Annotated in this window: 19 protein-coding genes, 2 pseudogenes and 1 other annotated feature; of the genes and pseudogenes, 8 read left to right on the plus strand and 13 right to left on the minus strand. The window is 47.7% G+C overall.

Annotated features, from left to right (window positions below):
• Positions 1–237: 237 nt before the first annotated feature.
• Positions 238–1,392, minus strand: coding sequence for a transglutaminase domain-containing protein (locus AR543_RS20930; RefSeq protein WP_060536284.1), 1,155 nt, complete (start codon positions 1,390–1,392; stop codon positions 238–240).
• 34 nt (positions 1,393–1,426) lie between these two features.
• Complete coding sequence (locus AR543_RS20935) at positions 1,427–1,882, minus strand: VHS/ENTH/ANTH domain-containing protein (RefSeq protein ID WP_060536285.1); 456 nt, start codon at positions 1,880–1,882, stop codon at positions 1,427–1,429.
• 208 nt (positions 1,883–2,090) lie between these two features.
• Between AR543_RS20935 and AR543_RS20940 the strand changes: the two genes are divergently transcribed.
• Positions 2,091–2,441, plus strand: coding sequence for a toprim domain-containing protein (locus AR543_RS20940; protein WP_060536286.1), 351 nt, complete (start codon positions 2,091–2,093; stop codon positions 2,439–2,441).
• Between the two features lie 123 nt (positions 2,442–2,564).
• Here AR543_RS20940 and cyoE read toward each other — a convergent pair.
• A pseudogene (gene cyoE, locus AR543_RS20945) lies at positions 2,565–3,487 on the minus strand (heme o synthase).
• A gap of 440 nt (positions 3,488–3,927) precedes the next feature.
• On the opposite strand from cyoE, the gene AR543_RS20950 reads away from it, so the two are divergent.
• Entirely contained in the window at positions 3,928–4,923 is a 996-nt protein-coding gene (locus AR543_RS20950; RefSeq protein ID WP_060536287.1) for a metal-dependent hydrolase, read from the plus strand.
• A 388-nt stretch (positions 4,924–5,311) separates the two neighbouring features.
• Here AR543_RS20950 and AR543_RS20955 read toward each other — a convergent pair whose 3' ends face one another.
• The 3 genes from AR543_RS20955 to AR543_RS20965 all read right to left on the minus strand — a co-directional run bounded on the left by AR543_RS20955 (position 5,312) and on the right by AR543_RS20965 (position 8,378).
• Positions 5,312–6,241, minus strand: coding sequence for an ABC transporter substrate-binding protein (locus tag AR543_RS20955; protein ID WP_060536288.1), 930 nt, complete (start codon positions 6,239–6,241; stop codon positions 5,312–5,314).
• A 106-nt stretch (positions 6,242–6,347) separates the two neighbouring features.
• On the minus strand, positions 6,348–7,373 hold the full coding sequence (locus AR543_RS20960) for a FecCD family ABC transporter permease (RefSeq protein WP_060536289.1): 1,026 nt from the start codon (positions 7,371–7,373) through the stop codon (positions 6,348–6,350).
• The gene (locus AR543_RS20965; RefSeq protein ID WP_060536290.1) at positions 7,374–8,378 is read right to left on the minus strand and encodes a FecCD family ABC transporter permease; all 1,005 of its coding nucleotides are present in this window, start codon (positions 8,376–8,378) and stop codon (positions 7,374–7,376) included.
• 383 nt (positions 8,379–8,761) lie between these two features.
• Here AR543_RS20965 and AR543_RS20970 point away from each other — a divergent pair, with 383 nt between their 5' ends.
• On the plus strand, positions 8,762–8,947 hold the full coding sequence (locus AR543_RS20970; RefSeq protein ID WP_060536291.1) for a hypothetical protein: 186 nt from the start codon (positions 8,762–8,764) through the stop codon (positions 8,945–8,947).
• Position 8,948: 1 nt separating this feature from the next.
• Here the strand turns inward: AR543_RS20970 and trpS are convergent, their stop codons facing one another.
• The gene (gene trpS / locus AR543_RS20975) at positions 8,949–9,938 is read right to left on the minus strand and encodes a tryptophan--tRNA ligase (RefSeq protein WP_060536292.1); all 990 of its coding nucleotides are present in this window, start codon (positions 9,936–9,938) and stop codon (positions 8,949–8,951) included.
• 163 nt (positions 9,939–10,101) lie between these two features.
• Positions 10,102–10,376, minus strand: a binding site (T-box leader).
• Between the two features lie 128 nt (positions 10,377–10,504).
• Here trpS and AR543_RS20980 point away from each other — a divergent pair.
• Positions 10,505–11,482: an aldose 1-epimerase gene (locus AR543_RS20980; RefSeq protein WP_060536293.1), complete on the plus strand. Its 978-nt coding sequence runs from the start codon at positions 10,505–10,507 to the stop codon at positions 11,480–11,482.
• A 327-nt stretch (positions 11,483–11,809) separates the two neighbouring features.
• Here AR543_RS20980 and AR543_RS20985 read toward each other — a convergent pair whose 3' ends face one another.
• On the minus strand, positions 11,810–12,217 hold the full coding sequence (locus AR543_RS20985; RefSeq protein WP_060536294.1) for a hypothetical protein: 408 nt from the start codon (positions 12,215–12,217) through the stop codon (positions 11,810–11,812).
• A gap of 461 nt (positions 12,218–12,678) precedes the next feature.
• On the minus strand, positions 12,679–14,484 hold the full coding sequence (locus AR543_RS20990) for a M3 family oligoendopeptidase (protein ID WP_060536295.1): 1,806 nt from the start codon (positions 14,482–14,484) through the stop codon (positions 12,679–12,681).
• Between the two features lie 397 nt (positions 14,485–14,881).
• Between AR543_RS20990 and AR543_RS20995 the strand changes: the two genes are divergently transcribed.
• Positions 14,882–15,034 carry a YycC family protein gene (locus AR543_RS20995; protein ID WP_064505603.1) on the plus strand — a complete coding sequence of 51 codons (153 nt, stop codon included), beginning with the start codon at positions 14,882–14,884 and terminating at the stop codon, positions 15,032–15,034.
• Positions 15,034–15,264 carry a hypothetical protein gene (locus AR543_RS21000; protein ID WP_060536296.1) on the plus strand — a complete coding sequence of 77 codons (231 nt, stop codon included), beginning with the start codon at positions 15,034–15,036 and terminating at the stop codon, positions 15,262–15,264. The genes AR543_RS20995 and AR543_RS21000 overlap by 1 nt, the downstream gene beginning before the upstream one ends.
• Before the next feature lie 167 nt (positions 15,265–15,431).
• On the opposite strand, the gene AR543_RS21005 is transcribed toward AR543_RS21000, so the two are convergent.
• Positions 15,432–16,142: a DUF2225 domain-containing protein gene (locus tag AR543_RS21005; RefSeq protein ID WP_060536297.1), complete on the minus strand. Its 711-nt coding sequence runs from the start codon at positions 16,140–16,142 to the stop codon at positions 15,432–15,434.
• A 21-nt stretch (positions 16,143–16,163) separates the two neighbouring features.
• Entirely contained in the window at positions 16,164–16,562 is a 399-nt protein-coding gene (locus AR543_RS21010; RefSeq protein ID WP_060536298.1) for a globin domain-containing protein, read from the minus strand.
• Positions 16,563–17,156: 594 nt separating this feature from the next.
• On the opposite strand from AR543_RS21010, the gene AR543_RS21015 reads away from it, so the two are divergent.
• Entirely contained in the window at positions 17,157–17,966 is an 810-nt protein-coding gene (locus AR543_RS21015; RefSeq protein WP_060536299.1) for an NAD kinase, read from the plus strand.
• A gap of 282 nt (positions 17,967–18,248) precedes the next feature.
• On the opposite strand, the gene AR543_RS21020 is transcribed toward AR543_RS21015, so the two are convergent.
• Positions 18,249–19,034 (minus strand): YutD family protein, encoded by a 786-nt coding sequence (locus AR543_RS21020; RefSeq protein WP_082472355.1) that lies wholly within the window; start codon positions 19,032–19,034, stop codon positions 18,249–18,251.
• 21 nt (positions 19,035–19,055) lie between these two features.
• Complete coding sequence (lipA, locus tag AR543_RS21025; RefSeq protein ID WP_017815568.1) at positions 19,056–19,949, minus strand: lipoyl synthase; 894 nt, start codon at positions 19,947–19,949, stop codon at positions 19,056–19,058.
• Between the two features lie 179 nt (positions 19,950–20,128).
• Between lipA and AR543_RS21030 the strand changes: the two are divergent.
• Positions 20,129–21,357: pseudogene (locus tag AR543_RS21030) on the plus strand (multidrug effflux MFS transporter).
• The last annotated feature ends 118 nt before the right edge of the window (positions 21,358–21,475 follow it).

The raw sequence follows: 21,475 nt of genomic DNA on the forward strand, positions 1-21,475 counted from the left end.
CACAAGAAAGTACCTGTTTATAAGGCACTGTCTATGATGCCTGATCGTTCAAATGTATCTAGGTACCTTGGTATAAACACCGCTATTCACAGACACCTCTTTACAGAACGTGCTGTATTGTACGGTTTTGGACACTGCGACGCAACATGTACTATATATATTAGCATAGCCAGCAGGCTATTGAGAAATTTCGCGTTGATCCATACAATTGGCGGATTCGGAGCCTGCCGATGCAGACTAGAGTACGCTCTGTTCAATATGGGTCTCTGCAAATTTGGGCGGGTTAAACCAGTTACCTGCAGAGGCCCATGTCGGATCAAGTGGCACCCACTGCTGCTGATCCGGCAAATATACCTGATTCCAGGCATGCGGTCCATAACCACCCTGACCGTTGTACCCCAGACCGGTAACGACACGCACATCGATTCCTTGCGAACGGGCCATCACTGCATACAGACGAGCATAATCGATACATACTCCCATCCGGGTAGCAAACGTATCTTCCGGTGTCTGCTCATGCCATACTCCGCGCTGTTCGTAATCTGTGACTTTGCCGTAGTCATAACTAACACGTGAGCCAACCCATTCGTACAAACGGCGCGCCTTGTCTTCTGTTCCACTCGCACCCGATACGACCGCTGCCGCGGCTTCTTCGATATCTGCCGGAATACTGCGATCGACCACATCATATTTTCGCTGGAAAATACCGGTCAGTTCCTGCTCGACTGCACTGGTGAATACCGGCAGGGTGTTTTTGACAAAAGAGCCTGTCAAAGGTTGAACTACAGCCGTCACCGTATGATTATACAGCGAGGAAGCTTCTACATACGAAGTCATTTTCGTATTGGGATACAGACTGATTGCGATAAATAACACCAGAATCACAATACCGCAGCGCAGCAGTCCATTCACCAGACCAATACCGCCACCCAGTACACGGCTGAACCATGAAGAGCGCCTTTCTTCTGCAGGCAGTCCTCCCTGACGCCATCTCTCCGGCAGCAGCAACACAGCCAGCAGTGAAAAAGAAATACTAGCTACCACATAGCTCAGCATAAATAGCACCACAAAACGCAACAGCGAGAACTCCGAGATCAGATACACAGCGGAGTAATACATTTCCCACCACCACTGCAGCTCTCCCTGCGGTACAGACGAAGATACCTGCTCTGCCCATGTCTGCACATGCGGAGAAACCCACAGGGCAAAAGGAGCAGCCAGAATAATCGCGACAATCGTCAGCAGTGTACGGCTTGCCCATGAGAAGAGCATACCTGCCGAGCGGACCACGCCGTGGCGTATCCCCTGCAGCACAGAGATCAGCACAATACCATAGAACAGACAGGAGACCAGACTGCTATCGAATAATGCTTGGATACTGCTCAGCTCCATACCTGCATTCCTCCTATTTGATCCAGACTGTTCATCAGGAGGAAGCTCCTGCAGCTGTATTTTTCTTGGCCTGATCGATCACTGAACGAATCGTACTATTGATCTCCCATTCTCCCAGAGGAACACCACGGAACGTCACTCCTACTTTGCCGGCGCCCGGTGTGCCTTTTAGTTCAATCGTATCGGTTTTGATTGTATAGGTGCCATCACCGTTCTGGATAAAACGGGCGCTTTTTGCTTCATCTTTCATCACATCCATCGCTTGCTCCTGTAGAGCTGCTACCGTCTGTCCGGTTACGCCGGAGACCGTATCGCGAATCTGATCGATAGAAATTCCGCTATATATGCACACAGCGGCGACAATAATAATGACGATTAGCCATTTGATCACCGTTTTGACCAGATTAATAACCATAAACAATATAATCAGGGCTACCAGAATAATCAGCCAGTTCTGCCTGAAAAATTCGCTCCATACCTGCCAATCCATCTTGTTTCCCTCCAGCCTTTTACATCTGCTGAGTCAAATTCAGCACAATTGGTGTATTCATTACAATTCAGAGATTTATCTTGTACTGCCGATTCGGCCAGCAAGCTAGAATCATTATAACCGAAGTGTGTACAGGGTGTCAGCAGTTTCGCATACTCCGGTTTTTGCACAGGAACCGTGCTATCCGATACAATTATTTATAGAGGTGATGACCTTGATTTATATTATTGTAGAAGGCAAAAATGATCGCAGCAAGCTGCGCAGACTGCTTCAGCCCGAAGTCGATATTTTATGTACATTTGGCACACTCAATTCGCAAAAGCTGGAGAAGTTGCGCAAACAGATCGGTCAGGATGAAGTATATCTGTTTATGGATAACGATCCATCCGGTCGCAAAATACGTGCGGTTTTGAGCGATGCTTTTCCGGATGCCACTCATATGTATACCCGGCGCGGCTATGCAGGAGTAGAAGGCACGCCGGATGAATACGTCGTTGCCCAGCTGGAAAAGGCAGGGCTGGATGAATACATCATCGATCCCGGTCCTTCATGGTCCTGAATCCGTTTTTGCCTATTAAAAATGCCGCAGAGACAGGAACACTCTGCGGCTACAATAATAGAGACCCGGTATTACCCGGGAAATAGGAGTCTTACAACTCCATCTGATATTCTGATGCGGCTTTTATTTATGAACCGTATCAATAATCATCAGAATAAAGCTCAGTGTCAGATAGTTAATGGAGAAAATAAAAGCCGTTTTCGCCCATTTATCTGTATCCGGCTTGCGGAAGCCTGCTACTGCCATGAACAGCCATACGACTGACAGTACCAGCGATACAATCATGTAAATGACTCCGGTGTAATTGTACACATACATCAGAATCGGAATCGGAATCAGCAGGGCAATGTACGGAAGCATCTGATACTTGGTTCGCGTAATTCCTTTGACTACAGGAAGCAGCGGGAAGCCGGCGGCACGATATTCTTCAACCCGGCGAATGCCAAGTGCCCAGAAGTGCGGCGGCTGCCACAGGAACAGCATGGCGAACAGCAGCCAGGCGGCCAGATCAATATGATTGGTTACCGCTACATAGCCGATTACAGGCGGCATTGCACCGGAGATTCCGCCGATCGAAGTACTCCATGTAGATGAGCGTTTCAGCCAAAGCGTGTAAATGACCACATATACGAACATGCCGAGTACCCCAAGTGCTGCAGCGAGCAAGCCGGAGAATATGGCGAGTACAGCCAGACCAAGCACACCCAGTCCGATCGCATACCAGAGGACCACATTCGGCGACAAACGACGAGTCGCCAATACACGATCTTGTGTCCGTGCCATTTTGGTATCCAGATCACGGTCAAAATAATTATTAAATACACACGAAGAAGCCATAACGAGCATGGTGCCGAGCAATGTCCAAATCAGATGTATAAAATGAACATTCCAGCCGGAAGCAAGCCAAAAGCCGCCAAACGTAGCCACCAGATTCGATCTTAAAATCCCGGGCTTGGTTAAAGCGACAAAATCTCTCCAGGTCACAGCCTGGTCTTGCGGAGACGGGCTTACGAACGTTGTGGAATCCGGGGGGTCTGATAACCCAAATGTTTATCCACGTTTATAAGTTCCTCCTTAAAATTCAGCCAGTATCAGCCGATGAGTAAACAAGAAATATAATCACAAAAATATTCACTCTCTGTATATCATCTGAAAATGCGCTTCACATTTTTACAGATTTTCACAAAAAGTGAATAAAATAAATCATCCAAAATATTCGCTCTATAAACTTTATCATACCTGTATACAAATGTCTTTGGAATTCAGTGACAGGATCGGTCATTATTATGACAATTTATTGACAACCTTCCCGAATTTATCGAGGTTTAATATTTTCATTTCCCGTTTATGGTAAACTACACACGAACCAAAACGGATATATATTGTAAAGACAAAATACTGCAGTACACTTGCTCTTTTTGTCGCGCTATACCTCCTATTCCTCATGAATATGGACATCCTGAAAGTCATAAGGAGAGAATACCGAATGGATACTGCCACCCATTTTGCCATGGGTTTTGGACTTGCCGGACTTGCCTATGTGGACCCTGTTGTCGCTTCCGATCCGCGGCTTGCTATTGCTGTTATGGTAGCTACGATTGTAGGCTCCCAGGCGCCGGACTCCGATACCATTTTACGATTAAAAGATAATGCGACCTATGTGCGCAATCATAGAGGCATCACCCACTCCCTGCCGTTTATGGCGCTGTGGATTGCGCTAATCAGCGGATTTACGTCACTGCTGCTGCATCAGGAAGGCTTCTGGCATATTCTGTTATGGACGGCCGTAGCCGTCGTCCTGCATGTATTTACCGATTTGTTCAACACGTACGGTACGCAGGCAGTACGTCCATTCAGCGAGACCTGGATTTCCTGGAATATTATTAATATTTTTGATCCGTTTATTTTCAGTACGCATATTGTAGCCCTGATCTTATGGATGACCGGACTGGTCGCACCGGCTCCACTGTTTGTCACCCTGTATGCGATTATTGCTTTGTATTATGTATGGCGTACGCTGACCCATTGGTATCTGACTCGCAAAGTCGAACAGATGGATATCGAAGATGGACGTTCTCCGGAGCCGGATGGCCATTATGTGCTTATCCCGACCATTTCTCTGTGCCGCTGGCATGTGGTGCATGCCAAAAAAGACGGCAGCTACCGGATTGGCTGGTACAGCCCGGACAAACTGATCTGGATCGACTCTATCCAATCCATGAGTCACCCCGCGATCGAAGCTTCACGCAGTCACCGTGATATTCGTGCGCTGCTGTACTTCTCTTCCTACACAGTATCCGAGGTAGAGAAGACCCAAAACGGCTATATTGTGCGCTGGGCCGATGTACGTTACCGTCATCGTCGTCAGTATCCGTTCGTGGCAGTTGTCGTTATGGATGAAAATTACCAGGCAATTGATTCGTATGTAGGCTGGCTGAGCCCGGACAAAATGAATGACCGGCTTAGTCTGCATATGAGCTAACAATTACATTTGATAAGATGAAATGAATAAAGCCCCTGCTTTTCCATGTACCGATCAGGATGGAGATCCTTTTGGTAGCGGGAAAATTGCAGGGGCTTTTTGGTGATTAGATTCATCCACTTCAGAAAGGAATAAGAGACTGTCCTCCGGTTAAGCCTGGAGATCCTGAATCGCTAATTGAAAAAGAGGATCTCCAGGCTTCTAGTTCTCTTATTTCCTTTCTTGCGTTCCGTGTAGTTGATATCATTTGCAAGTTTACACTGGCTTCTAATCTTCAATCTTCAATCTTCAATCTTCAATCTTCAATCTTCAATCTTCAATCTTCAATCTTCAATCTTCAATCTTCAATCTTCCCAATTATCAAAATAATTTTGGGAGAAGCAAGCTTTTATTTGGAAAATAACTGTTCGGCATCATCCAGTGCCATACTGTGACCCAGGGAGGAGTAATCCAGCCATTTTTGTCCATCCAGCATGTAAACATGTTTTTCTTTTACGGCTTTGAGATTCTGCCAGACTGGATTGGATTCCAGGGCATCGAATGTCGCCTGGGCTTCACTGCCTTTGCTGATAATAACGAAGATCGCATCGGCGTGATAATCCGGCAGTACTTCTTTGGAGATCACAGCGAATGGTTCCGTAGCTGCAATATCGGCTACTCCATCCGCAGGCTTGAGCTTTAGATCGTTATACATAATCGGACCAAGCGGTCTGCCAGTGCTCATTATGCGCAGTTCTTTGGCTGTAGCCCGGATTGCCATTACTTTGGCATCTGCTCCCAGTTTGGCTTGGATCATTTTGCTTACTTTGGCAGCTTTGGTATCGTACGTTTGGATGAATTTATCCGCCTGCTGGGTACGTCCGGTATGCGTCGCGATTTGTTTGAGTTGATCCTGCCAGGTTCCCTGATCCATATCGATAACGATTGTTGGAGCAATGGCTTCGAATTTGGCAAGGTTTTTGCCAGAGTATTCTTTATCAATGTAAATAACGTCCGGCTGCAGGGACAGCAGTGCTTCCATATCCGGATCGGTGACCGGTCCCAGCTTGGTTGTACCCTGCAGCTGATCGGCTACATGCGGCAGAAAGTCTTTGACATCGCCGCCGACTACAGAGCCGACCGGCTTGATGCCAAGAGCGAGCAGATTGTTGGTAATATGAATCGACATGGATGCGATACGCGCGCTGGCGTCATGCGTGATTGTACCGTTGGCTGTATGAACGACTGCGCTCGATGGGGCAGTTGCCGGTTGTCCGCAGCCTGCGAGTAGTGCCATCATGATGCCCATGGCAATAATAAGATGTATTTTTTTGAACATAATTATAGAACCTCCAGATTTATCGGTTACTTTTATAGATTATTCGGGTTCAGACATGGAACCCTTTTGCTATTTATTTAGTAAAGCTTCTCTGTACTCGTTATAATCAAAATTTGCTTTTGAACAATAAATACAGAAAATAAGGACCACCGATCGCTGCTACTACTACCCCAGCCGGTACAGCATTGGGCTGGAAAACGGAACGCCCTACCGTATCTGCCAGCAGCAGAATAACTACACCCAGCAGCGCAGCCGCCGGCATAAAATAGCGATGCTGTGATCCGGCCAGCTGCCTGGCTATATGCGGAGCAATCAATCCGACAAATCCTATCGAGCCGACCATCGCTACACTCGCAGAAGACAGGGCGACTGCCAGCAGCATTAAGCCGATTCGGTTACGATGGACCTGACTGCCTATACCGGAAGCCAGTTCATCGCCCAGCGTGAACAGATCCAGATAACGGGAATGCCAGTATACCCATGGCAAGAGCAGCGCTATCCATGGCAGCAACGTCCATACGTGAACCCAATCTCTGGCCCATACACTGCCAGCCAGCCATGTTGCTGTAAAGGTATACGTATCCTCATCCAGCTTTAGCGACAGCAGCAGAGTTACTGCGCTGAGTCCTGCAGCTACTGCAATCCCAACCAGAATCATCCGGATCGGCAGTATTCCGCGCTGCCGATCATAAGACAGCAGAAAAATGACCAGGGCTGTCAATACTCCGCCTGCAAAAGTAAACAACGGAATCAATAGCGCTACCGGTCCGTCCATTGTACGGAAAAAGGAGACAAAAACAATCAATCCAAACCCTGCACCAGCGTGAATACCGAGCACACCGGGGTCAGCCAGCGAATTGCGCGAAGTCCCCTGCAAAATTACACCAGCCACCGCGATACCTGCTCCAGCCAGAATCGTAATCAGAATACGCGGCAAGCGATAATCGAACATGATCATATGCTCCTGCCGGGTGCCAAATCCCAGCAGCGTATACCCTACCCGCAGCGGAGACAACCGAATGGTTCCTGTATTCAGACTGATCAGGATCACTATCACCGAGATCACCAACAGCAGAATACTCACCCACCAGGCCCGACGCGCGCGCTGTGCCTGTATATAATGAAGATTCATTTACAGTTCCCTCCCTTCCCGTCTGGCCAGATACAGGAAAAAAGGAACTCCAACCAGTGCGACCATCGCGCCTATAGCAAACTCCCTGGGCGGCTGAACCATGCGTGAGGCAAGGTCTGCCCAGACCAGCAAAATAGCTCCCAGCAGCGCAGATAGCGGAATAACCGCGCGATAATCCACACCAATCAGACGTCTTGCCATATGGGGCACTACCAGACCGACAAAACTGATCGAGCCGGCTGCCGATACCGAGACGCCTGCCAGAATCACTACCATCGTCAGCGCTATCACACGTATCCAGCGTACCTTGATCCCCAGATTGATCGCCGATTCATCCCCAAGCGACAAAAAAGTAATCGGTCGCCCCAGTAGAATAGCACCTGCAATCGTCAGGATAATCACCGGTGCAATCAACTGCAGATGGGCCCAGGTAATCCCGCTTACTCCACCGGCATACCAGAAAGCTAGATCCTGACTAAGGTCAAAATAAATCGCTACGCCTGTGCTAAACGAGTGCAGCATAGCGGCAATCACTGCTCCGGCAATCGTTAGCTTCAACGAAGTAAGTCCTCCCGGCGTGGCAGAGCCCAGCAGCAGAATCAGCAGTGTAGACAGCACTGCCCCGGCAAAAGACAACAGCATCAGCTGCGGGTAAGAAACACCGGGCATACAGGCAAATGTCAGCGCCACAACCGCTGCCGAACCTGCATTAATGCCCAGAATGCCAGTATCCGCCATCGGATTACGCGTGACACCCTGCATCATCGCCCCCGCTGTACCAAACGCCATCCCGATTACAGCTGCACCCAGTACACGAGGCAGCCGCAAATCATGTACGATCTGATGAGAAGTCAGGCGTGGATCATAATGCCATACAGCAGACCAGACTACAGACAGTGTCAGCTCTTTTGCCCCATAGGACACAGCGAAAAAGACCGACAGCAGCAATCCCGCTGCTGCAGCCAGAAGCCAGATTCCGATTTGCAGTTGTCTGCCAAATACCATAATTGTCCATTGCCTTCCTTTTCAAATAATATTGATAATCATTATCAGTATAGCATAGCTTTATTCGACGACCCAGCCATAATTAAAGGCAGGAATGGAGATGTATGCCAATATTAAGCAGCTCTCTACTACAAAAAAGCCTTTCTTCAGTACAAAAGCGAAAACATACCACGACGGCATTCCTGCTTTTATAACCGAAAAAAGGCTCAGACATACTGCAACTATAGTTAGGATAGGCAGCCGGAATTGGAAACTTCCGACAGATTCGCTTGACCCGTGACCAGCGGTCAGGCACAATGGATATAAGCATTGTAATACGCTTACATCACTTATAACTCTTTGTTTTCTATCTATATTTCAATTTTTCAGGAGGCTGTATCCCCATGAGCAAAGGTCTTTCTCTCTGGTTCGCCGTTTCTTCTATTATGCTGCTGCTGTTTTGTGCTATTGCTATTTCCCATTCTGCATGGCTCGCCGTACTGCTCGGTGTACTGGGCGTTGCCAATATTGGCTGGGGCTTTGTTATCAAAGCCAAGCGGGAACGCCGCAGCAGCAACTATCCGGCCTGAATTAGAATCCTTTAGGTAGAAATCCCATCTTGTCTTTTACTCCGGTCAGAATTTTCTCCGCTGCGGCCTGTGCATTTTGTGCACCCTGGCGGAGAATATCACGGACCTCACCCGTTTGGCGAATCTCCTGATACCGCTGCTGCAGCGGCTCCAATCCGGCTACTACCACTTCTGCCAGATCCTTTTTGAATGTTCCATACATCTGTCCTTCGAATTTGTCTGCTACCTCGGCCAGAGACAATCCCGAGAACTGGGAATAAATCGTCATCAGATTGCTTACTTCCGGCTTGTTCGCTGGATCATACTGTACTTCACGGCCGGAATCCGTTGTCGCCCGGCTAATTTTTTTGCGAATCACACTTGGCGGATCGAGCAGGGCAATATAGCTTCCAGTATTCGGGTTGCTCTTGCTCATTTTTTTGGTGCCGTCATCCAGTGACATAATGCGTGCGCCCACTTCCGGAATATACGGCTCCGGCAGGGTAAAGAATTCACCGAATCGGTGGTTAAAGCGTGCTGCCAGATCGCGAGTCAGCTCCAGATGCTGCTTCTGGTCATCACCAACCGGTACCACGTCAGCATTGTACATCAGAATATCCGCTGCCATCAGTGCCGGATAAACGAACAAGCCTGCGCCTACATTTTCTTTGCCTGCCGACTTGTCCTTGAACTGGGTCATACGCTCCAATTCGCCCATCGAAGCCAGCGTCGTCATGATCCATCCCAGCTCGGCATGCTGCGGGACATGGGACTGCAGGAAAATATTCGCTTTGGACGGGTCCAGTCCTGCCGCCAGATACAGAGCAGCTACCGATTCGGAAGCTTCACGCAGTGCAGCAGGGTCCTGTGCCACGGTGATAGCATGCAGATCTACTACCATAAAGTAGCAGTTATATTCATTTTGCAGTTCTACAAAGTTTTTGATTGCGCCGATATAGTTACCGATCGTTAATAGACCGCTTGGCTGAATGCCGGATAGTACAGTTTTCATTATTGTTCCTCCTCAAATGGATGATGCATGGGATGTATACACAAAGACAGGATTGGACATTATGCGGTGGCTGGATCTGTCCGAATATTGATGGCAGCCTGTACATCTGCTCCATTCCCAACACTCCGCCTGTAAAATGGAACGCAAAAAGGCCACACATCCAGCAAGGGACGTGTGACCGTGGTGCCACCCTCATTTACCGGTATCACTGGGCTGCAGCACTATATCATATAGCTACAGCACAGACAGAGTCCGGCCTCATACAGGTTCCGTTAACGGTGAACCAGCCGGCCGGCCTAATCCGGAATCCTCCACAGAGGTCCATTTCAGCCAAGCACTCCAGAGTCCATTCGGCAGACCAGCTTCACCGGTTCGCATCCACCACCGGCTTTCTGAAGAAGCATTCTTCTGCGTACTACTCTCTATCATCGTATTCCCAGTATCTTGCACTCATCATAATTCCCAATTCCGTAAATGTCAAATTCCTTTTTATCCGTAAAATCTGGTATGATAACTGTATTATCCTCACTCCCATTTGTTCTGAAAGATCAGGAAGGAGCAGCGCAATGAAGGTGACCAAAGGAACCTGGAATAAGTATGAGACGTATATTTTAAAAAGCAAGCAGCTCGAAGTCACTCTGCTGCCCAAGCTCGGCAACAATGTTATCGGTATTCGTGACCTGCAGGAGAATCGTGAAGTTCTTCGTCGTCCGGAAGAGAGCGAGCTGGATTTTTATTTGCAAAAGCCGTATCACTTCGGAATGCCGATGCTGATGCCGCCCGGCCGGATTCGCCGCGGGCACTTTGAGTATGATGGTGTGGAGTACCAGTTTGACCAGAATACAGCCAATGATAACCATATCCACGGTCTGCATCGTACTCAGGCATGGCGTGTATCCGATATTGACGAGAACGATGCCGGCTGCCAGATTGTTACGGAGCTGCTGACTTCCGATGATCCTAACTGGATCAGACAATATCCGACCCCGCTCAAGCTGGAGATGACGCTGCAGCTGCAGGGTACTTCATTGATGCAGCGCCTCAAGATTACCAATCTGGGAGAGCATTCGGCTCCATTTGGCTTTGGACTGCATACCTGGTTCCTGCTGGATGGCGAGCCGGAGCGCTGGACGCTCAAGATTCCGGTCAGCGATCAGCTGCTTCAGGATGAAGAGCAGATTCCTACAGGCGAAGTTGTTCCGCTGGAGGAATGGGAAGAGCTGAATACCGGTATGAATATGGCCAATCGCAATTGGGATAATCTGCTGCGAATTGGTGACAAGCGCCCGGTGAGTGCCGAGCTGAAACGTGACGACGGCTACGGCCTGCGCTATTCGGCAGATCCGGATTATTTCAAATACTGGGTATTATATACCAAAGGTGAAAGTGATCAATTCCTGTGCATTGAGCCGTATACGAGTCTGCCAGATGCTCCGAACTCATCGCATCCACAGCAGTTTACCGGCTTGATCGAGCTTCATCCGGGCGAACCGGTAGAGCTGAGCCTGCAGCTGGATGTTGTGGAAAAGTCTACGATGCTGTAATTGTCCATAGATAAATGTGGATGATAAGTGCATAAGCGATAGGCCTGTCACTGATACGCCTTCTTTTCGTCTTTATTTACTTTGTGTATGTACATTATGCCGATTCATATATTACCAAAAAGGGCCTCCCCATCGGGAAGCCCTTTTTCCATTGTTCTGTTACAATACATCGGATATGCGGCTCTATCGAGCCAATAGAATAAAATAATATATAATATAATGGCAGTAAACATGATGCTGTTCGGATACAATGGATGGTTACTCAATTTTTGCAACATAAGGTAAATCTACACTTGGAATTGCTGGTTGAACAGGATTTCTACAACACTACGATAATTCTGCGTTGGTATCGCTGTATGTAGCTCTAGGATAGCGAATCATGTGGTTAGCCATATTGTAGTTCGATTCAATAACCGTATCTACCGCAATCAGCCCTTTGCGCACTGCAAATTCGTAGCTGATTTCCCCATGCGTCCAATGGTTTTTGAATTTTAGCGATTCAATTGCCATTTGGCGAAACGATTTGATCTGAATCGCACTCAGACCGTGCTCCGGACCATTCCACTCTCCCTCTCTACCGGCGATCGGATTATGCTTGATACCGAATTTTCCAATCATGTTATTACGGATCTGGATAAACACCGTCCCCGAATCCAGACAGGATAATTCTTTCTCAAGTTCCTTAAATACGATATCAAGTTGTCTCGCCAGAGATACCAGATCGTTTTTAGGCATATGTTCCCCTTCCTTTCTCTGGTAGTCCTATAAGATCAGGACTTACGACTCATTATATGTCGATTTTTATGATTCATCAAGCTCTAACTACATATTTAGGTACTAAGAACTAATATTCGACATAAAATTCCTTTAACTACTAAGTGACCCTATTTTTATGTATCCTTTTTATACCTTGTGTATTCGAGAGAATTATCTCTGTCTAATAAGCAGCAACAGATAACATAAAAAGCTCTTTTTATCTCTATAACAGAAATAAAAAGAGCTTTTGCGTAGTACTGCTTTTGAATACTATAGATCATTATGCAGACTGCTGAGGAAAACAGACCCGTTTTTTTATCGCAGCCATACTTTGGGTTTAATTTTACGTGTTTACGTGTCTTACCAGCTATTCCCTTTAACTGTTCTCCTCGGCAATCCAGTCTGCAGGTTTCATGCATACTGATAATTTCTAATCCCGATCAAGAGCGGGCATAGGAAGCCGTCATCTCCAGGAACAGCTTCACGTCTGCAATACCCACATCCACTGCGCCCTGCCAGAATTCAGGCTGCGTCAGATCTACACCCAGATGCTTCTGCGCCAGTTCTTCCACTGTCATGCGGCCTGTATCCTGCAGCAGCGCATCATACTTGGCAGCAAATCCGGCGCCTTCACGCTGAGCCAGCGCATAGATACCTGTGCTGAATAGATATCCAAAGGTATATGGGAAGTTATAGAACGGCACACCTGTTTTGTAGAAATGCAGCTTGGATGCCCAGAAATGCGGATGATACGATGCCAGCGTATCACAGAAAGCTTCGCGCTGCGCTTCTTCCATCAGACGGCTCAATTCCTCACTGCCGACCATACCGGAGCGGCGCTGCTCATAGAAACGAGTCTCGAACAGGAAGCGGGCATGGATATTCATGAAGAAAGCAATACTGCGCTGGATTTTGTCTTCCAGTAGAGAAAGCTTTTCTTCCTCGGTTTTGGCTTCTTTAACGAGTGAATCCGCCACGATCATCTCGGCAAAAGTCGATGCCGTCTCGGCGACATTCATCGCGTACTGCTGACTAAAAGCAGGCAGATCATTCATCACATGCTGATGGTATCCGTGACCCAGTTCATGAGCCAGTGTCGATACATTAGAAGCTGTACCACTGTATGTCATAAAGATGCGTGTTTCCTTGCTCAGCGGCAGAGAGGTACAGAACCCACCCGGACGTTTGCCGGCGCGATCTTCCGCTTCAATCCAGCGTTTCTCAAACGCCTGGGCAGCAAAATCCGCCATTTCCGGATTGAACTTACGGAATTGTTCCACAATCAGATCAGCGGCATCGTCATAGCTTACTTTGCTGTCTGTACTGCCGATCGGTGCATCCACATCATTCCAGCTGAGCCGCTCTACGCCCAGCACTTCTGCTTTGCGCTCCAGATAAGAGACAAATACCGGTTTGTTTTTGACAATAACATCCCACATGGTATTGAGCGTCTGTTCGGACATGCGGTTGATAGCCAGCGGTTCTTTGAGGACATTATCCCAGCCGCGGCGATCATACAGCTTTAGGCGGAAACCGCCGATATGATTCAGTGTATCCGCACAAAAGTCTTCTACGCCAGTCCATGCTTCTTCCCATTTCTGGAACATTTCTTCCCGCAGATTGCGATCCGGGTCGCTCATTTTGTTGGCTGCCTGACCTGCCGACAGCATAACCGTCTCTCCATTTTGTTCAAAAGGAATACGCACATGGCTAACAATCGTATCATAGAAGTCACTCCAGCCATGGTATCCGTCTACAGCCAGTCCTAATGCCAGACTTTCCAGCTCCGGCGACATTTTCTCCCCGGCAACCGAGCGGATTTCATTCAGATAAAAAGCGATCGGTGCGACCTGCGGGCGTTCAAGCCAGCCGGCAAATACGGCATCCGGTGTATCCAGCAAAATACTCTGGAATTGTACAAACAGGGCTTGCAGATTCGCCGATAGATCGGATAATGCTGCAGACAGACGGGTAGCCTGCTTGTCTCCCTGATCCTGGGCGGTCAGACAACTCGCAAATGATCCTGCTTCACGCAGACGTATTCTGGTATCCTGCAGCTGCTCCAGCAGCGCATCAAACGATTGTGTCTCTTCTACCTGCTGCGGAGCCGACAGCTGTTTGAGTTCAAACGTCAACAGATCGATATCCTTCGTCAGTTTGCCCAAAAATACTTGCAATTGTTCGGAAGTAGAGCCTCCTGCAAAAATGGGTTCCAGATTCCAGGTTGGATTCAGCGGATGGTTCATGTTGACATCACCTTTCTGTATAGGTCTGCATGCAGACAGAATAAGAATATGACCAGTGGTTAATTACAAGTTGCGACAGCGCCTGCTGCTCGGCTTTCTTCTGCTTTGCTTTTATACCGACAATTTGTTTATGAATATGTATAATAAAATAGTGCAGTGTACAAATGACAGCGGATAGAATAACCAATATACCCACGTCTAATACGAAATTACCGAATCAACTGCCGGTATACATCTGCCAGAAATGCAAAGAATGCCGCATAGCAAAGTGATCGGAGCCTGCCTAATCAGCAACTGTCAGCTTTACCCTGGAGGGATAATGCTTCATCATCGCCAAGAGGGTATAACTATAGTATACTCTAATTCAATACTATTTTGTAATGAGGAGGGAGCTTTGATGCGACCACTACAGATTTCTGCGGATACGGCTGTCAAACTGGCCGAGAAGCTTAATGTTCCTCTGGAGCAGCTCATGCATATGCCACAGCACATCCTGATGCAAAAGCTGGCCGAACTGGCCAAAGATGAGCAAAAGGACGGCAGTGAGTAATGATTCCATTTAATCAGGCCTGGCCTTACGATATTGTAATGAACGATGTATATATTCAGGAATGTCCTTTTTGTCATACGAATAATGTATTGCTGCCGATTCCTCCCAAAGAGCTGGCTACGATTCATAATGGCAAAAAGAAGCTACTGGTCTTTCCCTGCTGCAGCAACCGCGTTACCCTGCTGGATAGCGATTCGGACTATCTGCTAACCGATACGATACTGCGCTAATCGCACATTGCAGTACAGATGATTATGGACTGGTGATAGCATTTGTATACTCCCTTTCCATACTTTATCTTCGGGAAATATAACGTGTACCCTGTAACGATCCAACTAAAAAAGGAGCCGCTCTGGATGAGGGCTCCTTTTGTTTATCCTGAATGATACGATAGATCTTACTGCTGCATTTCTTCCGGCAAATCAATATTTTTGGACAGCATCTGTTCACGCAAAACGACCCATTGCTCACGCGAAGCACGGATCATGGCCGAATCGGTAATACGCTGGTCATTGATAACACGCGAGAACCATTTTACCGCATCGTTGAACTCGCCCAGACGGCGATGCAGTTCTCCGATCAGATACATCAATTTGGCATCGCTGCCACTGACACTTTCCAGCTCGAAGACACGAATATACGATTCCAGACAATACCGGATAAAGCGCAGCTCCTGTTCCGATTCTCCCTTATAGCGATACAGCCAGGCAATATGATGCAGGAAACTGGCTACGATGCGTTCACGATCTCCTATCGTTTGTGCACACATCAGGGCGAGCTTGTAGGCTTCCAGCGCCTGCTCTCCTGTCCGGTGTCCGCCCATCTCGCGCTTGGCAACACGGCTGCCGATCTGGCTCATATACTTTTGCTTTTGCTCACTGCTCAGCTTGGCAAGTGAATTCTCGGTGGATGCAAATCCACAATGTGGGCAGATCCGTACCACATAGAAATCAGGATTCTCATGCTGATAATAAGCACAGAAATCGGAATCCCGCCGCGTCGCCCGTTTCATGCTGGGACGTACACGGCTTGTTTTAAAGTCCTCCTCGCATTGTGGACAATTTACCGTTATCTGATATAACGGTTCTAATTCTACAGACTCCCCCATCTATTCCATCTTCCCCCAAAATCAATTTGTATTTACAAAATGGTGCGCCGGTCCGGACAGGCGGTCTACGATAAAGACGCGCAGCTCGTCCTCTACACCAATATCAGTCAGTGCTTCATTCATACACGCCAGCCAGGCATCGGCTTTTTCGTGTGTAATTGGAAACGGCATATGTCTTGCTCTCATCATCGGATGACCATGCTTTTCCGAGAACAAAGGCGGACCTCCAAAAAACTGCGACAAAAACATATATTGTTTTTCCATTACCGGATCAATATTTTCCGGAAATAAAGGACCTATCAATGGATCACGCTGAACTTTTGGATAAAATGCTTCAACTAGACGACGAAGACCTTCATCTCCGCCAAGCAGCTCGTAAATAGATCGATCAAATTTCACAGTGAATCGCCAACTTTCCATGCGTCATTGCCAAAATTATAACATAGTTGGATGTGTACTTGAATGAAGAGGCCTAATTTAGCGGAATCTGTATAGATTTTATTGCTTTTTTCCAATAAAAAGAGCGCTAAACGTTAATTTAGCGCTCCTGCCCTTTTACGCCGTGATGGCGGAAGTGGATATATGAGTAGATATTAAGTTAGATTAAAGTGTCGAAATCATTAATACATGCTTCCGTCTTCTTCACCAGGCTGTACAAAAGAGGATCGGATGACATACACAAACGCACACACAACCAGACCGGATATAATACTTACACTCATCTTGATCACTCCGTTTCTCAAAGTTATGTTGACTTCCGACGGTGGATAACGTTTTATTCTTGTCTTTATTTTACCATACCAGCATTCAAATAGGAGCCTTTTTGTAAGCGTTTACTTTAACAATTAGATTACAGACTCTTTACAAAACGGTATAATATTGCGTTTGTGTTGCATCGACGTAACTATCTGGTTTTCCGGGTAATTATTCAGTAAAACATTGTGTTCCCTTCAAGAATTGATTATCATCAAAAGTGAGTAGGTTAACCATATTGGACAAAGGAGCTTCCTTAACTTGAGATACTATGTACTTGATCGCGGAGACCAATTATCCATTGAACTTAGTGAACGATTCCATAAGCTGGCTGCCAAGTACGGTTTTGAACTCGATGCGGAATCACCTGAAATTGTCGTCTCTATCGGTGGAGACGGTACGATGCTGCACGCTTTCCATACGTTTATCGATCATATTCCCGACCTGGCCTTTGTCGGTATTCATACCGGTCATCTGGGCTTCTATGCAGACTGGAAAGCCGATGAACTGGAAGAACTGGTCAAATTCATGGCAGGTGAATCCAGCGACAGCATGGAGCACCATCCCAAGATCGTCAAATATCCACTGGTAGACCTGGAGATCAATACCAAGAGCGGTACATCCCATTACACGGCTTTGAACGAATTCACATTAAAAGGTGTAGACGGCACAACCGTAGTCGCACAGGTCGATATCAATGACGAGATTTTTGAAATGTTCCGTGGCGATGGAATCTGCATATCCACACCATCCGGCAGTACCGCCTATAACAAAGCGCTCGGCGGAGCCATGGTACACCCGACCATCGAAGCGCTGCAAATTGCCGAGATTGCTTCGATCAATAACCGTGTTTATCGTACACTTGGTTCATCCATGATGCTGCCCAAGCATCATCACTGCGATATTCACTCCCGCAAGCCGCAGCGTCTGCAGCTGACGATTGATCATCTGAATCTGTCGATTGACGATCTGATCTCGATCCGCTGTCAGGTTTCCAAGGTACGTGTCAGTTTTGCCCGATATCGTCCCTATCCTTTCTGGAACCGGGTAAGACAATCTTTCCTGGGCTGATTTATCGTATAATGCCCGTTAGCGACAAAGCATGCGTCTGTTTGTTTTATTCTGCTATCGCTTGCCTCTGCACTTCCGCCGTCTCATAGACATACAAAAAAGCTGACTTCTTTTACGAAGTCAGCTTTTTGCATGTTCATCCGGTATACTGTTTATTTGCGAGAAATACTACCTATATCCAGCATACGGTCTGATTGCGTAAGCGACAAAATGTACCTTTTATAGCACGCAGAGCTCGGCAGTAATCAGAGAACTGCTGATCCCTGTATGCTGCCTATACCGTTATTCGGATCGCTGCGAAGCTTCCTGTGGATTCTCAGCAGTACGGTTTGGTTCTTCAGGCAGCGGTGAAGCCATTCTGGTTTCTCCGGCCGGTGCTATTGGTGCTGTTTTATCGATAGCAGGCGATTGTGGTGGATTTTGAATCTCCACTGCTGGCTGCTCTGCTGCCGCTTTAACCTCGGCTGGTGACTGTGGCGGAGAGACTTTGTTATCCACGACAGGTTGTACTGGAGGTCTGGACTCGGCTGCAGGCTGCGGTGAAGATTTGGGTTCTCCCGCTGGCTGCGCTGCCGGTTTTGCTTCCGCTGCCGGCTGCTGCGAAGAGACTTTGGTCTCTGCCGCGGGTTTAGAACCTCCATTACCTTTGGATCTGGAGCCTTTATCAGCTGATGCTGTTTTATCGGTTTTGTTGTTCTTGTCCTGTCGTTCTTTGCGTGAGCCATGTCCTCTGGACGGTCTGTCCGGTTTTTCGGCTTTGTCCTCTTCGGTAGCCGATTTCGGCGGATTGCCGGTATCTTTTACTTTCTGGAGTACAAAATAGGCGCACCCAAAGTTACAGTATTCATTAATATATTCGGTCAGGCTGGACAGCGATGTATCCTTGCCTGCCTTCGGATGACCGTCACGGTAAAATCCTTTGAGGCGCAGCTGGTTGTATCCCCAGTCGCCCAGAATATAATCGTACCGATCGAGTACTTCACTATAGCGGTCACGGAATACTTCCACATTCCATCCGTCCCGGTGTTCTTTGATGAGCTCGTAAGTTTTGCCACCAATCTGAATCAAGTTTTCCCCGCCTTTCAGCAATTAAACGGTCGAAGCTTCCTTCGACTTGGATGCGGATTTCACCTGTTCATGCGCATGATAAGAACTGCGGACCAGCGGACCGGATTCCACATGACTGAATCCGCGTTTGAGTCCTTCTTCTTTGAGAATAGCGAATTCATCCGGAGTGTAGTATTTGGCCACGTTCAGATGCTTTGGACTTGGCTGCAAATACTGACCCAGTGTCAGAATATCGCAATCTACCGCACGAAGATCATCCATTGCCTGTAGAATCTCATCCCACTCTTCACCTACACCCAGCATGATACTGGATTTGGTCGGGATGTCTGGTTGAAGTTGTTTGGAATTGCGCAGCAGTTCCATGGACCGTGGATATTTCGCTCTGGCTCTGACACGGTCAGACATGCGTTCCACAGTCTCAATATTATGATTAAGAATATCCGGCTTGGCATCCATTACGATTTTGAGGGAATCGATATCTCCCATAAAATCAGGAATCAGTACTTCCACACTACAGAGTGGAAGACGCTTGCGCATCGCACGGATGGTTTCCGCGAAAATGGTTGCGCCTCCATCTTTTAGATCGTCGCGGGCCACACTCGTAATAACACAATGATTCAGGCCCATCTTCTCAGCGGCTTCCGCTACCCGTTCTGGCTCTTGCAAATCAAGCTCCGTTGGCATCCCCGTATTGACAGCGCAAAAACGGCAAGCACGTGTACAAATATCTCCCAGTATCATAAACGTAGCAGTACGGTTGGCCCAGCATTCGTAAATGTTCGGACAGCGTGCTTCTTCACACACCGTATGCAGTGTTTTGGAGCGCATCATGCTCTTGATTTCCTGATAGTTTTCGTTGTTGGTCATCTTGATTTTGATCCATTCGGGCTTCGGTTGCTTAGCTTTTGTAGACAAGATGTTTGACCTACCTTCCTCAGTTGTATTGTCTTTCAGGATTTATTGATCATTGGGATACATTATAACACGAAATCCATGCGGCTGAAATCTTTGCTTTCTTCATTCCTTTGGATCGTATACACTAAAAGTTGTTGTATAAACAACGAATTGTTTTTAGAAAGGACGATTATTGTACAATGTCAAAATCTGCATCTTCCGAACCGTTAACTTCAGCCGGGCTGACCAAATCACGTCGGCTCTGGATTGCCCTGATTCTGGGCTCCCTCTCGGCTTTTGCTCCGTTATCGATTGATATGTACCTGCCTGCGCTGCCTACGCTCGCAGAGCATTTACAGACCAACGCCTCGCTGGCACAGCTGAGTTTGACTGCCTGTCTGCTCGGTCTGGCCCTGGGACAGCTGATTGTAGGACCGCTCAGTGATGTCAAAGGCCGCCGTACACCACTGATCATTTCGCTCGTGCTGTATGCCGTCTCGTCCCTGCTCTGTGCGTTAACCGGCAACATCTGGATGCTGATCCTGCTCCGCTTTGTCCAGGGGGAACAGGCGCCGCAGGCATCGTGATTTCACGGGCGGTTGTACGTGATCTATACTCTGGTCATGAATTAACCCGCTTCTTCTCGCTGCTAATGCTAATTAATGGTGTAGCTCCGATTGCTGCTCCGATTATCGGCGGACTGCTGCTCAAATTTGTGCCATGGCAGGGTGTGTTTGTTGTACTGGCTGCTATTGGAGCGATTATGTTCGTTATGGTACTGTTCGGACTACCGGAGACACTCTCCCAGGAGCGTAAGGTCACCGGAGGACTTGGTACTACACTGCGTACGTTTGGCCGATTGATCCGGGATCGTGCTTTTATCGGGTTTGCCCTGTCACAGGCTTTTATTACAGCAGCCATGTTTGCCTATATAGCCGGATCGCCTTTTGTCGTGCAGGACATTTTCGGTGTTTCTGCGCAAGGGTTTAGTCTGTTTTTTGCTATTAATGGTGTGGGGATTGTTATTTTTGCCCAGCTTGCCGGCCGATTGTCTGGTAAATACGGGGAATATCGTATACTGCGAATCAGTCTGGGTATTGCTTTTACTGCTGCTCTGTTACTGCTTGTTATTGCCATGGCAGGCGGCGGGCTGATTCCGATTGCTGTGATGCTATTTCTGGTCGTATCCTGTGTCGGCTCGGTAGGGGCTACCTCTACTTCTCTCGCGATGCAGAGCCAGGGCAATTCGGCAGGCAGTGCATCTGCGCTGCTGGGACTGCTGCCACTGCTGCTCGGCGGCGCAGCTTCTCCACTGGTCGGTCTGGGCAGCGGCTTGACGGCTGTACCGATGAGTCTGGTGATCTTCGGGGCAGAAGTGCTGGCGGTACTGAGCTTTATTGTACTGGTACGTCGTCAGCGTCAGCAGTAAATGGTAATCAGCAACAAATAGTAACTGATAAGCTGATTGTAGGTATTGTTAATAAATTTCACGGATTTTATGCAGCTTATTCAGCAACCCTGTGAAATAAACAATAAATACAAAAACA

Source organism: Paenibacillus bovis (assembly GCF_001421015.2).
Lineage (GTDB): Bacteria > Bacillota > Bacilli > Paenibacillales > Paenibacillaceae > Saccharibacillus > Saccharibacillus bovis.

Bases quoted from the DNA above. Each gene is read 5' to 3' on its own strand.
- AR543_RS20930 (WP_060536284.1), bottom strand. From the start codon at position 1,392: ATGGAGCTGAGCAGTATCCAAGCATTATTCGATAGCAGTCTGGTCTCC.
- AR543_RS21005 (WP_060536297.1), bottom strand. From the start codon at position 16,142: ATGGGGGAGTCTGTAGAATTAGAACCGTTATATCAGATAACGGTAAAT.
- AR543_RS20935 (WP_060536285.1), bottom strand. From the start codon at position 1,882: ATGGATTGGCAGGTATGGAGCGAATTTTTCAGGCAGAACTGGCTGATT.
- AR543_RS20940 (WP_060536286.1), top strand. From the start codon at position 2,091: ATGACCTTGATTTATATTATTGTAGAAGGCAAAAATGATCGCAGCAAG.
- trpS (WP_060536292.1), bottom strand. From the start codon at position 9,938: ATGAAAACTGTACTATCCGGCATTCAGCCAAGCGGTCTATTAACGATC.
- AR543_RS20995 (WP_064505603.1), top strand. From the start codon at position 14,882: ATGCGACCACTACAGATTTCTGCGGATACGGCTGTCAAACTGGCCGAG.
- AR543_RS20985 (WP_060536294.1), bottom strand. From the start codon at position 12,217: ATGCCTAAAAACGATCTGGTATCTCTGGCGAGACAACTTGATATCGTA.
- AR543_RS20960 (WP_060536289.1), bottom strand. From the start codon at position 7,373: ATGAATCTTCATTATATACAGGCACAGCGCGCGCGTCGGGCCTGGTGG.
- AR543_RS20980 (WP_060536293.1), top strand. From the start codon at position 10,505: ATGAAGGTGACCAAAGGAACCTGGAATAAGTATGAGACGTATATTTTA.
- AR543_RS20970 (WP_060536291.1), top strand. From the start codon at position 8,762: ATGAGCAAAGGTCTTTCTCTCTGGTTCGCCGTTTCTTCTATTATGCTG.
- AR543_RS20990 (WP_060536295.1), bottom strand. From the start codon at position 14,484: ATGAACCATCCGCTGAATCCAACCTGGAATCTGGAACCCATTTTTGCA.
- AR543_RS21000 (WP_060536296.1), top strand. From the start codon at position 15,034: ATGATTCCATTTAATCAGGCCTGGCCTTACGATATTGTAATGAACGAT.
- AR543_RS20965 (WP_060536290.1), bottom strand. From the start codon at position 8,378: ATGGTATTTGGCAGACAACTGCAAATCGGAATCTGGCTTCTGGCTGCA.
- AR543_RS20955 (WP_060536288.1), bottom strand. From the start codon at position 6,241: ATGTTCAAAAAAATACATCTTATTATTGCCATGGGCATCATGATGGCA.
- AR543_RS21010 (WP_060536298.1), bottom strand. From the start codon at position 16,562: ATGGAAAGTTGGCGATTCACTGTGAAATTTGATCGATCTATTTACGAG.
- AR543_RS20950 (WP_060536287.1), top strand. From the start codon at position 3,928: ATGGATACTGCCACCCATTTTGCCATGGGTTTTGGACTTGCCGGACTT.